Genomic DNA, 11,979 nt, shown 5'->3' on the forward strand with positions numbered 1-11,979 from the left:
ATGGTGCCCACGTTCACATGGGGCTTGGTACGTTCAAACTTACCCTTTGCCATGGTTTAACTCCTGAACAAAAGCCGGGCATGTACCCGGGGGTATCCAATCAAGAACAGTTATGAAAAGAATCTCTGGTGCCCGTGATGCGGATCGAACGCATGACCTCTCCCTTACCAAGGGAGTGCTCTACCACTGAGCCACACGGGCACGCTTGGGAAACTTGGAGCGGGTGAAGGGAATCGAACCCTCGTCGTAAGCTTGGAAGGCTTCTGCTCTACCATTGAGCTACACCCGCCTTAGCTACAACTGCAATTCGGCCATTACCCAACTGCAATTTCACTATTGTCTGACTCCTAAGAGCCAGCGCTGGTGGAGGGGGATGGATTCGAACCATCGTAGGCGTAAGCCAACAGATTTACAGTCTGCCCCCTTTAGCCACTCGGGCACCCCTCCGTAGCGAATGGCAGATTATGCGGGCCGGAAATCACTTTGTCAAGTTTTTCCGCCGAATTGACGCGAAATTTCTTTCGCAACGACAAAGAACTGAATTTTTCGGGTTGACCCCGTCCGTTCTTTAAGTTCCTCGCTGCCGGTCTGCCGGCCGTTGTCAGCGAAGAATCCGCATTCTACACAAAAATGCGACAGTTTCAAGCAATTCCCAAAAACATTTGCAAAACTACGCCGACAACCAGCAATCCCCAGCCCGCTTTGCCGACCGTATCAAGCCACGGATAATTGTCTTCGACCCATTGCGCTTCGGCATCGACCCACCGGTCGTTGCCCAGGCTGCTGCGCGCTACCAGCAGCGGACCTAATACGTAAAGACGGTACAGAATCAGCAGAATGCCGAAGTTACCCAAGGCGCTTGCAACGGCGTTGTCAACCATGTCGGAGGCGCCAGCGGCAAACGAACCGGCCGTTGCGACATAAAAGAAAAGGCGCAGCATACCGATCTGACGTTGGCAGTTGAGTCTGTTTTTTCTGATTTCCTGCGGCAGTTGCTTCATTTTTCCCTATCAATGTTTCGTCAAAAGTGGCGTGCACGTATTGTATTGACACTTGACTCTGTTTTGCCGTGCGACAAGAAGGTTAAACACCTGTCACAAAGCATTTCTGTCAGGCGACAGCTCGTTGTGTTTGCGCTACATTGTTCCTAACCTGAACGCCGGTTCATTCACCGCGTTCTCCGACTATCAACGTCTCGCTTTGCGACAAGGAACAGAAAATGTCACTTCGTTCACTTGCTTTTGCTGCAGCGGCCGCTCTGGCTCTGACGACGGCTTTTGTTCCGGCCGTTGAGGCCCGTCCGCCGGGACCTCCGCACGGCGGCCCAGGCTGGCATCGTCCTCCGCCTCCGCCGCTTCACGCCCCGCGCCGTCACCATCATCACTTCGGCTGGCTGTGGGCTCCGGCCATCGCGGGCGCAACGATTTGGGGGCTGAGTTCGCTCTACGACGATCCGTACGACGACTACTTCAGCTACCGCTTCCGCTATCCGTACACGCCCTATGCCGCACCTTCCTACGTGACGGGCTACTCGGCGGCATTAAGCGCCGAACGTAGCGCTCTTCGCGCCGAGGCGGCCGCCAACGCCGCACAGGCGGCGGCAGCGCCCAAGACCCTCTACTGGTGCGAAGCCGAAAAAGGATTTTATCCGCAGATCCGCGCCTGCCCGACCGGTTGGACGCCGGTCGTCTCGCCTTAATTTGATGATGCTTGCGCCGCCGACTGCGGCGCAAAGCGTTTGAATACCCATCCTTCAATCACATCAGCCACATCCCGAGGGCATTCGGTAAGCGGCCAGTGCGCGCACTTGACCACGGCCATCTGGCCGTCCTTGAGCGCATTGACCCATTGGCGCATGGCCTGGGCGTCGGTAAAGGTGCCTGCCGAGGCACCGATTACCAGCATCGGTACCGTGATGGATTCGGGCGCAGGCGTCGGTCGGCCCACTTCGATCAGATCATGCAGGTAGACCGCACTGTGGATGTACTTCAAATCGGCTCGTGCCGACGAGTACTCTTTGATGAATTCCTCGAGTTCCTTGCCGCCGGCGGCAATCTTTTCGCGCGCCTTGGCATCCATTGCGCGCAGATCCTGATTCTGCAGGCGACGACTGAAGCCCAGCGCGTTACCCAAGCGACAAAACCGTTCCATGACTTTGAGATACGGCAATTTGGCGCGCATCTGCAGCGCCTTCGGTGTCAGCGCTTCGCTGATGAGAGGATCAAGAAGCACGACGCCGCAGACACGATCGGCATAACGCGCCGCAAAGTTCACGGCCACCTGTGCGCCCAGACTGTGGCCGACGACAATCGCCTTTGCAACGTTTTCGGCCTGCAAAATCGCCTCGACGTCGCCGCACCAATCTTCCAGACGCGCCTGACGGCTTGATACGCTTGCCGCGTGCCCTCTCAGGTCACAGCGCAGAATGTCAAATGCCTTCCTGAGACTTGTCCCCTCGATGAATTCTTCCCAGCGCGAGCCGTTGCTTGCCACGCCGTGCAAAAAAATCACCGTACCGGCCTTTTCGCCGGAACAAGGCAAAACGGAATAGCGCAAACTCGCGCCCGGACGCTCAAGTCGTTTGGCAGTTTCACCATCAAGCAGTCGGTAAGCGAGCTTTTCTTTTTCGTAAACAGCACTCATCGCGTATCGATTTCAGAGTCTCCGAGCAAGGCATTGTGCCATTGCGCCCATATCGGCACCAAGAATTCGCTCGATTAGATGCGGCTTTTGCTTTGCGCGTGCAGCCGATAGAGCGTGCGCTCCGATATGCCGAGCTTAGCAGCGAGCTCGCTTCGCGGGCCGCGAAAAGTTTCTACAGCCCAGACGAGATAGCGATTTTTGATGTCCGCAAGCGGCACGATGTCCTCGTCTTCACCAAGGAAAGCCGAAGAGTGTGCCGCAGGCAACGTCAGGTTGGCGCTCGTCACAGTACGATCCGCCCCCTGCGCCGCTGCGCTGAGCACATTTTTGAGCTCTCGCATATTGCCCGGCCAATCGTATCGCTGCAGCATTTCGATGGCTTCGTTGGTGATCGTGCGGGAATGAACGGGCGCAATACCGCCAACGAAAAATTTGGCAAGCGGCGCAATGTCCTCCTTGCGCTCGCGCAACGGCGGTACAAATACCTCGCGGCTAGCCAAAGCGGACAAAAAGCTGTTTTCCGTCGTAAGCTCCTGCGGCAAACGACGCGCACTTGCCGACAAACGAACCGACACTTCCAATCGGGTGCCGTCGCGCCGAGAGGTGCAGCCGCCGATACGAACTGCTTCGAGTATTTCCAGCGCCACGGGAGAGGCGCGTTCAATATCATCAACAAAAAGACTGCCGCCGTCGGCACGCTCCAGCAATCCTGCGGCATTTTCCGTGCCGCACAAAAGCGTCTGCGCGGCCGACCCGGTCAAACAGGACCCCGCCACCACAACGAAAGGCCGGGAAGCGCGGGCGCTGTTTTCATGAACCGTTCGGGCATAGAGCTCCTTGCCGACGCCGGCTTCTCCGACAATCAGGTAGGGAACGTCTTCAGAGGCAAGCCGCTCAAGCGCATGCATCACCTCGGCATGTGCCCGGCTTACACCCACCGTGCCGCGGCGAAACGGTTCGGCATCGTCGGTCTTGGATCTGAGCGTTTCCAGCCAATAAAGCGTCTTACCGTCGGCTGATCGAACCGGCCGCATCGTGACCGCGAGCTCGGTGACGCGAGCGCTGCTAAAAAGCGTCTGCTCCACACAGCTCACGCCAACCTTATCGGCCTGCGCCAGAGGACACGGCAACCCGGATTTCGGACAGGGTCCTGCACGGTGCAGCGCTTCCCAACACCTTTTGCCTTCGAATCGAAAGCGACCGTAGGCTTGCGCAAACGCATCGTTTACGGCAGCCACCGTCATGTCGTCGGGCCGAATAAGCATTGCCGGCGCATCCAAGGCGTCAAGCATTGAGGCAATTTCAGCTGCAACCGGCATTTCCCTGCACCACGAAAAACAAAAATCGGAAAACTGTCAAATTTGACAGTCATGGCTCTCATTTTCCGCGATTTCAGTTTTTTTGCAAGCGTTTGTGAACCTTTTTTGCAGTCTGTCTCTATAAGATCTGCGCTGTAAGGTTGTCCGTTTACGGCGTCAAAAAGCAGTTTCTACTGTTCCCTGCAAAAAAGGTTCCCATCCCGTTATGAGCAAAGCGACTACTTCCGGCAAATCCCGTCCGCGCCTTCTCCTTGAGATCGGCGTGGTCCTGTGCTGCAAGCTGGCCTTCATTTTCGGGCTTTGGTACTTCTTTTTCGGACCGGACAAGCGTATCGAACAGACTCCTGAGAATGTCGCCTCCGGCATTCTGATGCGCGCGGATCGAACTGCCGACGTCAGCAACTGACGATTTCTTCACCCCAAAATCCTTCTCTTGAACCTGTGCACCGCGTCCTTTATGGCGCAGAGTACGGGAAACTCGGAGCCGTTTTCTATGTTTTCTTCTGAACTTGTTGATCTGTCCCGTCTGCAGTTTGCGCTGACGGCCATGTATCACTTCTTGTTCGTGCCGCTTACGCTCGGTCTGTCGTTCATGCTGGTGATCATGGAGACGTGCTACGTCGTGACGGGCCGCGAAGTCTACAAAGACATGACCCGCTTCTGGGGCAAGCTCTTTGGCATCAACTTCGCGCTGGGCGTTGCGACCGGCATCACCATGGAATTCCAGTTTGGCACAAACTGGGCTTACTACTCGCACTACGTGGGCGACATCTTCGGTGCCCCGCTCGCGATTGAAGGTCTGATGGCCTTCTTCCTGGAATCGACCTTCATCGGTCTGTTCTTCTTCGGTTGGAAGCGCCTCTCCAAGGGCGGACATCTCGCCGTCACCTTCCTCATGGCTCTGGGTTCCAACCTTTCGGCTCTGTGGATTTTGATCGCCAACGCCTGGATGATGTACCCGACCGGCGCCGAGTTCAATTTCGAAACGATGCGCATGGAAATGACGAACTTCTGGGAAGTCGCCACGAGCCCCTGGGCACAGGCCAAGTTCATGCACACGATCAACGCGGGTTACATGACCGGCGCCATGTTCGTGGTTGCGATCTCTGCCTGGTACCTCATCAAGGGCCGCGACATCGGCTTTGCCAAGCGTAGCCTGCGTCTGGGCGCCGTCTTCGGCCTCGTTGCCACGATTCTCACCCTTCACATGGGCGACGAATCGGCCTACCGCGTCACGCAGGATCAGCCCGCCAAGGTTGCCGCCATGGAAGCCATGTGGGAAACGCACGAAGCGCCGGCTCCGCTTTCGCTTTTTGCCATCCCCGATGAAGAAGCCCGCAAGAATACCGTGAGCGTTGACATCCCCTGGCTCTTCGGCCTGATGGGCACCCGTTCGCTTTCTGAAGAAATCAAGGGCATCAATCCGCTCGTCGAAGAAAACGAAGCGCGCATCATCAACGGTCAGCGTGCCGTGTCCCTTCTGGAAGCTCTGCGCAAGGACAAGGAAAACCGCACCCTGATCCAGCAGTTCAATGAAGTCAAGGGCGACCTCGGCTACGGCCTGTTGCTCAAGAAGTACGTCAACGACGTTACGCAGGCCACCCCGCAGCAGATCCGCGAAGCGGCTCTCTCCACGGTGCCCGCCGTCACGCCGATGTACTGGATGTTCCGCCTGATGGTCGGCTGCGGTCTTGCCGCGATTCTCATCTTCGGTCTGGCTGCTTACTACAGCATCAAGGGCACGATCGCCCAGAAGACCAAGACGCTGTGGATGTGTCTGCTCGCCCTGCCGCTTCCGTGGATTGCCTGCGAAGCCGGTTGGTTTGTAGCCGAATACGGCCGTCAGCCCTGGACCATTTACGAAATTCTGCCGGTCGATCTGTCCGTGTCGAGCCTCTCGACGGGTGACCTGATCGGTTCGCTTGCCGGCTTTGCCATCCTTTACACGGCTCTCTTGATCGTGGAGTACTGGCTCATGATCCGTTACGCCAAGCTCGGTCCGAGCTCGCTGGGCACCGGCCGCTACTTCTTTGAGCGCAAGGCCTGATGGACGGACATAGGAGATTCCGAAAATGATCGATTATGAAATTTTGCGTCTGATCTGGTGGCTCTTCATCGGTGTGCTGCTCGTGGGCTTTGCCATCATGGACGGCCAGGACATGGGCGTGGGTTCGCTGCTGCCCTTCCTCGGCAAGAACGACACCGACCGCCGCTGCATGATCAACTCCGTCGCCCCGCACTGGGACGGCAACCAGGTGTGGCTGCTCACGGGCGGCGGCGCCATCTTCGCGGCCTGGCCGCTTCTGTACGGCGCTGCCTTCTCGGGCTTTTACTGGGCCATGCTCATCGTGCTTCTTGCACTGATCCTGCGTCCGGTTGGCTTTGACTTCCGCGGCAAGATGGCCGGCACGCGCTGGCGCAACACGTGGGACTGGGCTCTGTTTGTGGGTTCTGCCGTGCCCCCGATCATCTTTGGCGTAGCTTTCGGCAATCTGCTTCAGGGCGTGCCGTTTCACTTTGACGAATCGCTGCGTCCGTTCTACACGGGCAGCTTCTTCGGCTTGCTCAACCCGTTCGGTCTGCTGTGCGGCGTCGTCTCTTTGCTGATGATCGTCTTTCATGGCGCCAACTACCTGGTGCTGCGCACCGACGGCGATCTGCAGCGCCGCGCGATGAGCATCTCGACGATTTCGGGCATAGCCACCGCTGCGCTCTTCATCCTCGGCGGCGTCTGGACGTACTTCGGCATCGACGGCATGGTGGTGAGCGCCGGTCTCGATCCGGCCGGTCCCTCCAACCCGCTTCTGAAGACGGTTGACATTGCCACGGGCGCCTGGTTTGCCAATTTCGCCAACTACCCGGTTCTCTGGCTCGTGCCGATTCTGGCCGTACTCGGTGCCGTGGGCGGTGTGTTCTTCGCGAAGCAGCTGAAGGGCGGCATGGCCATCGTGTGCTCGAGCGTGATGCTTCTGGGCATCATCCTCACGCCGCTGCTCTCGATGTTCCCGTTCATCATGCCGAGCTCAACCGATCCGCGTTCGAGCCTCACGATCTGGGACTGCACGAGCTCGCAGCTCACGCTTGAAGTGATGCTCTTCGTGACGCTCCTGCTGCTGCCTCTCGTGCTGATCTACACGGGCTGGGCCTACCGCACGATGTCCGGCAAGTTGAACGCCGAGTACATCCGCAAGAACGACCACGACCTTTACTAAGGCAAAACCTGACGCAGGTCGGCGTCCGCACGACGCCGGCCTCAACGGAGGAACACATGATTTACTTCTACTGGCTCACCGGTCTTGGCATGGCCATTCTCCTGTCCGTGGTGGTTTCCACCACGCTCGACAACCGGGAAGCGGCCGATGAATAAGGTGCTGCGGGGACTCGCGCGTGCCGTCAGTCTTCTGGCGGCCGTTGCGGTTGCCGCCGTGATCATTCTTTATCCGCGCCTGGTGGCGGAAGACTCCGCCAGCGTGCCGCACGGCTTTCTGGTCGTGCTCCTGATGGGGATGAGCGCAGCTTGGGTGCACGGTTTCGGCTTCGTGCCGGAAAACCGAATCCTGCGCGTGCTCTTTTCCCCCATCATCGCCTGGCCTGTGATGATCATCGGTACCTGGGGCGTGTTTCTGCGCTAGGACGCCCCTTTTCCTGACGCCCTTTCGACACAATTCTTCGAAGGCTTTATGTCGCAAACGACGTTGTACGAACGACTCGGCGGTGAGGCGGGTTTAACCGCTCTCATCGACAAGTATCTTGAACTTCTTCGCACGAACCCTGCCTACGAGGCTCTGAGTAGCCGTTACGTCAACGGCATGGCGCATTACCGCGCCCGAATGCTCGAGTACCTGACGGGCTGGTTCGGCGGCCCCGTGCTGTACGCGCAAAAGCACGGCCTTCCGTGCCTGCGCGAAAATCATCAGCGCATTCAAATCACGGCGGAGCTTCGCGATCTCTGGTTCAGCTGTATGCAGCAGGCCCTTGCAGAAAGCATCGAAGACGAAGCGCTTCGCACCGAACTCGAAGCCGTCTTCTGGCAAATGGCCGACAGCTTGCGCAATGCCTGAGTGTTAGGCACTCTCAAAATGACAAACCCCGGCGAGAACAAATCTTGTCGGGGTTTCTTCATGGAGGAGGAAAACAATGCAATCTCAGAACACCGGCTCTCCGCGGCGCATGAGCGTCTTAACCTCAATTTCGATGTTGTGGGAATCGTCGGCAAGCCATACCACGCCGTCTTGGACCGTTGCGGCAAACTTCATATTGCGCCCGGCCATGTCGGCAAGTTTCTCCAGATCGTCGTCCGAAATCCAACGCACGGACAATTTGTCAATCTTGGACATATCGCCCTTACGGGACTGCCACCAGGGCTCGATGCGCGCTTCGTCGTAGGCAAGCACCACCACGTCCTCGCTCTTGCCGGCCGCCTTGCGCAGCGTCTTGATGTCGGGGCACCCCACTTCGATCCAACGGGCGATGTCGCCCGCGTCGTTCGTTTCGTACACCGCGGGTTCCCCTTCCGTAGAAAGACCGCGCCCGAATTCCGTCTTGTCTCCGGCAAACATCAGCCAGGCCAGCAAACGCACCATCATGCGTGCCGGCGTTTCCGACGGATGCTGCGCGATCGTGATCGAGCGGCTTTCGTAGTAGCCGCGATCAATGTCGCTTACGTCAATAAAAGCTTTGCAAACCGTTGCGCCAAGCGCCATATCAATAACCCACTCCAAGCAGCGTCAACGTCAACGGGACGGTGAGCGCAGAAATAAATGTCGAAACAAAGATGGCGTTGCTCGCCGCTCCCTCTTCACTCTCAAACTGTGTGGCCATGATGTAGAGGTTGATGGCCACGGGCAGACACGCCAAAACCGTTGCGGCGTTGGTTTGTACCGAATCAAGCCCCAACAGCACGCAGAACACCCATACCAGGAACGGCTGAATACCGAGTTTGAGCGCCGTGATGACGCTTGCCTTAGGCAGAGCCGCCGTAAAGCTGTGTTCGGCCAGCCCCATGCCCACCACAATCAACGCGCAAGGCGTCGTGGCGGTGGCCACCAACGCCGCGCTTTTATCGATCACTTCAGGCAACTGTAGCCCCGTCAAGCTCCAGCCTGTACCGATCAAAATGCCCAGCACAATCGGATTTTTGAAGATGTTCTTGAGAGCAATCAGAAACTTCTTCCAGTCAATCTTGCCGCCGGTGCGCCCGAACTCCACGCAAGCCGTGGCGCTTGTCCATAGCAACAGCACGTTGAAGATGATCAGCAAGGAAATCGTCGGCATCGCGGCCGTACCGAGACTCGTCTGCACAATGGGCACACCGAGCTGCACGTTGTTGCCAAAGATGCCACCCATGCCCGTGATGACACGTCCCGTGGAATCCTGCTTGAAGAGCTTGCCTCCCAAGAAGTTTCCGATGATGTACACCACCACGCAGGATCCGAAGAAGGCTATCAATACCTTCCAATCCACCGGCGGACGGTTGGAACCGTCGCTCATCAAGTGAAAGAGCATCACCGGCATCAGGAGCTTGAAGACAAACTGCGAGAGCGCCTTTGTCACGCTGTGACTGAACATGCCGATTTTCACAAGCGCCCAGCCCAAAAACACCATCAGAAACAATGGTGCGCACAGCGAGAGATGGTGAAAAAAGACATTCATCGCAGAATTCCCGAAATCACAGCAGGCGCATTATCCGCCAAGACGAAAAATTCCGCCAAAAACAAAGCCCCGCACGATGACCGATTGCTCGATCCCCGTCCGGGGCTACTCCTCACGTCTGCCGATAAAAGGCAGAATCAAACGAGATTAGAACTTATAGACCAACTGAACGCCGAAGAGGTAGGCGTCGAGTTTGTCGAATCGACCCACCTTTTCGTTTGAACCATTTTCTGCATAAAGGTCACGCTCACCCGTGCCATGCAACCAAGCGGCAGACACATCAATCTGCATGCTCTTCGTGGCCTGGAAGGAAGACCCGAGAGCAAACCACCACCGGTCGGCATCTGGAATGATGGCTGTACGATAACGCGGATCATCAATCGGCGAAGTTTCATAACCGATACCAGCTCTGAAGGTCCACCAATTGGTGAAACGCAAATCAGCACCTACAGAAACAAGGTACGTATCTTGCCATTGATTTACTATCTTCTTCGTCCTATCTCCGATAGCAGACGAATATTCAATGTTCAATTCATCAAAGGAAGACCAGTCTGTCCAACGGAACGTTGCGTACAAGCTTAAAAGATCGTTCACATCCCACGCCGCTGTTGCCATCGCCCACGCTGGAGTAGAAAGTGACGCTTTACCATCAGTTGTTCCCAACAATGCCGAAAAATTCGGCAACATTGCCGGAGGAACCGGAATATCTGCACCAGAAGAATCCTTAGTCCATGGATTATCAAGAGTGAAATCCCCGTCCGCATGGTGGCTGACTTTTGACCGATACGACAGGCCAAAACGCAAATTCTCCAATGGAGACCACATCAACCCCAGATTAAAACCCCATGCCCAACTATCAGCATCAATTTCACCGTCAACAGTTAAAGGAGTTCCCCCAGTTAAAGAAGTAACATCTTCCTTCATCTTCAAATCTGCCGCCGCGTACTGAATTGACATGCCAGCGCCAATGCTCAGCTTGTCAGAAACCTTCCAAGCTACATTGGGGTTAAAGTCAAATGTCAGCACCTCAGCAGAGATGCCATTTTTTGCAACATCCCAATTGTCGTCGTATTCAGTACCCATTCCGAACGGAACAGTCATGGCCAAACCAATCCACATACTGTCGTTCAGCTGATGAGAGATGTAGCCATGCGGAATAGCCTGCGTGTTGTACTGTCCATTTTCAGTGTGGCCATTGTCACCCTCATATGCCAAGTCCAAACCCACGGCCACAAACCCGGCCTGAATTTGGGTGCCCGGGTGAAGGGTCATGGTGGCGGGGTTGTAGTAAACGCCGGAAAGATCGGTACCGTCAACACCCACACCGGCGTAGGCGCGGCCCAGAGCGCCGGCGGACTGTTCGGTCAGCATGAAGCCGGCTGCATGAGCGGCGGAGGCGGCACAGACTGCCATCACGGCGGCAGCAGCCGCCTTCATCGTCATCTTCACGATTGAATTCTCCTAAGGTTCAAAAAATATCCTGTTGTTGCCGAGCACAAACGACAATGTCCAACACGTTTTTGACGTGCCGGCTCGGTCAAGCTAGGGATTTTTCGTGCGCGCAAAGAACTGCTCACAGATGCGCGCGCGTAGAAAGACGCACGCATTGTGCGCAAAGAAATTTAAATTTTGAGAGCGGCTTTTTTCAGGGGTTACCCTTAGGGTCAAACGAGCGGATTAATCCGTCGGATTAATCCTCGGGCGATCAGATCGGCTTGGCGTTCCACAAACGAATTGCGCCGCGAATGATGCGATAGCCCACCCAGATGCTCATGACGAAAAAGCCGATGAACCAGATGGCCAGGCCCACGTAGATGAAGGAGAGAATGAATCCGACGAATCCAACCAGGCAGGCAAAGCCGAAGGCGTACCAGAACGTGCGAATCTGCCAGGAGAAGTGGCTCTCCACATAGGTGCCCTTAGCGTCGGATCGCATCACGTAGTTGAGAATGACCGCCACGATCGAAGGCCAGCCGAAAAGAAAGGCGCCCAGAATCGAGCCGCCCGTCACGACCCCGATGATGATCGACAGAGCGTGCAGGCCGTAGACCACCTTGGCGACCACCACGGAAGAGGTCTCCGGCGGCAGTTGAACATCGACTTGCTGCGGCAGGTTATCGGGCATAGCGGCCTCGGATTCAAGGAAAAATCGTCCATTCAATTATAAAAACCAAGGTCTCCCCATCGGAGAAACTACAACGCTTTGTCACTGTTTTCATACACTTCACACATTCCACAACGTAAACATTTCTCTTTTTTCTACACGATATCCCCTACGAAGTTTCCTCATGTTTTACCGAGTTCGGGCGAATAATTTTCCTGTGCGCTGCGCCGGTCGACGCGGCGACTTTCATTTCCAAATGAG

At 56.4% G+C, this 11,979-nt stretch carries 14 protein-coding genes and 3 tRNA genes; 7 read left to right on the top strand and 10 right to left on the bottom strand.

Annotation, left to right across the window (positions count from 1 at the left end; genetic code table 11):
• Positions 1–126: 126 nt before the first annotated feature.
• The 4 genes from DW133_RS05445 to DW133_RS05460 form a co-directional block, all read right to left on the bottom strand.
• Positions 127–201, bottom strand: a tRNA-Thr gene (locus DW133_RS05445).
• A 14-nt stretch (positions 202–215) separates the two neighbouring features.
• Positions 216–289, bottom strand: a tRNA-Gly gene (locus DW133_RS05450).
• Positions 290–361: 72 nt separating this feature from the next.
• Positions 362–447 (bottom strand) — tRNA-Tyr (locus DW133_RS05455).
• Positions 448–641: 194 nt separating this feature from the next.
• Positions 642–1,001: a hypothetical protein gene (locus DW133_RS05460; protein WP_118275642.1), complete on the bottom strand. Its 360-nt coding sequence runs from the start codon at positions 999–1,001 to the stop codon at positions 642–644.
• 218 nt (positions 1,002–1,219) lie between these two features.
• Between DW133_RS05460 and DW133_RS05465 the strand changes: the two genes are divergently transcribed.
• Positions 1,220–1,699, top strand: a complete 480-nt coding sequence (locus tag DW133_RS05465) for a hypothetical protein (protein ID WP_118275643.1) — start codon at positions 1,220–1,222, stop codon at positions 1,697–1,699.
• Here the strand turns inward: DW133_RS05465 and DW133_RS05470 are convergent.
• Positions 1,696–2,643 carry an alpha/beta fold hydrolase gene (locus DW133_RS05470; protein WP_118275644.1) on the bottom strand — a complete coding sequence of 316 codons (948 nt, stop codon included), beginning with the start codon at positions 2,641–2,643 and terminating at the stop codon, positions 1,696–1,698. The two genes, DW133_RS05465 and DW133_RS05470, sit on opposite strands and share 4 nt — an antisense overlap.
• 74 nt (positions 2,644–2,717) lie before the next feature.
• Positions 2,718–3,962, bottom strand: a complete 1,245-nt coding sequence (locus DW133_RS05475) for a sigma 54-interacting transcriptional regulator (protein WP_118275645.1) — start codon at positions 3,960–3,962, stop codon at positions 2,718–2,720.
• A 205-nt stretch (positions 3,963–4,167) separates the two neighbouring features.
• Here DW133_RS05475 and cydP point away from each other — a divergent pair, with 205 nt between their 5' ends.
• From cydP to DW133_RS05505, 6 genes are all read left to right on the top strand, one after another.
• Positions 4,168–4,368 (top strand): cytochrome oxidase putative small subunit CydP, encoded by a 201-nt coding sequence (cydP, locus tag DW133_RS05480; protein ID WP_118275646.1) that lies wholly within the window; start codon positions 4,168–4,170, stop codon positions 4,366–4,368.
• Positions 4,369–4,455: 87 nt separating this feature from the next.
• Positions 4,456–6,009, top strand: coding sequence for a cytochrome ubiquinol oxidase subunit I (locus DW133_RS05485; protein WP_118275647.1), 1,554 nt, complete (start codon positions 4,456–4,458; stop codon positions 6,007–6,009).
• Between the two features lie 25 nt (positions 6,010–6,034).
• Positions 6,035–7,174 (top strand): cytochrome d ubiquinol oxidase subunit II, encoded by a 1,140-nt coding sequence (cydB, locus tag DW133_RS05490; RefSeq protein ID WP_118275648.1) that lies wholly within the window; start codon positions 6,035–6,037, stop codon positions 7,172–7,174.
• 56 nt (positions 7,175–7,230) lie between these two features.
• Entirely contained in the window at positions 7,231–7,329 is a 99-nt protein-coding gene (locus DW133_RS05495) for a cytochrome bd oxidase small subunit, CydX/CbdX family (protein ID WP_118275649.1), read from the top strand.
• On the top strand, positions 7,322–7,594 hold the full coding sequence (locus DW133_RS05500; protein WP_118275650.1) for a cyd operon YbgE family protein: 273 nt from the start codon (positions 7,322–7,324) through the stop codon (positions 7,592–7,594). The genes DW133_RS05495 and DW133_RS05500 overlap by 8 nt, the downstream gene beginning before the upstream one ends.
• Positions 7,595–7,642: 48 nt before the next feature.
• The gene (locus tag DW133_RS05505) at positions 7,643–8,023 is read left to right on the top strand and encodes a group II truncated hemoglobin (RefSeq protein WP_118275651.1); all 381 of its coding nucleotides are present in this window, start codon (positions 7,643–7,645) and stop codon (positions 8,021–8,023) included.
• 84 nt (positions 8,024–8,107) lie between these two features.
• On the opposite strand, the gene DW133_RS05510 is transcribed toward DW133_RS05505, so the two are convergent.
• The 4 genes from DW133_RS05510 to DW133_RS05525 form a co-directional block, all read right to left on the bottom strand.
• Complete coding sequence (locus DW133_RS05510; protein WP_118275652.1) at positions 8,108–8,665, bottom strand: YaeQ family protein; 558 nt, start codon at positions 8,663–8,665, stop codon at positions 8,108–8,110.
• Position 8,666: 1 nt separating this feature from the next.
• Positions 8,667–9,614: an AEC family transporter gene (locus DW133_RS05515; RefSeq protein ID WP_118275653.1), complete on the bottom strand. Its 948-nt coding sequence runs from the start codon at positions 9,612–9,614 to the stop codon at positions 8,667–8,669.
• Positions 9,615–9,761: 147 nt separating this feature from the next.
• Positions 9,762–11,057 (bottom strand): OmpP1/FadL family transporter, encoded by a 1,296-nt coding sequence (locus DW133_RS05520; protein WP_118275654.1) that lies wholly within the window; start codon positions 11,055–11,057, stop codon positions 9,762–9,764.
• 262 nt (positions 11,058–11,319) lie between these two features.
• Positions 11,320–11,739, bottom strand: coding sequence for a hypothetical protein (locus tag DW133_RS05525; protein ID WP_118275655.1), 420 nt, complete (start codon positions 11,737–11,739; stop codon positions 11,320–11,322).
• Between the last annotated feature and the right edge of the window lie 240 nt (positions 11,740–11,979).

Origin of the sequence: Sutterella sp. AM11-39 (genome assembly GCF_003472385.1) — a bacterium.
Lineage (GTDB): Bacteria > Pseudomonadota > Gammaproteobacteria > Burkholderiales > Burkholderiaceae_F > Duodenibacillus > Duodenibacillus intestinigallinarum.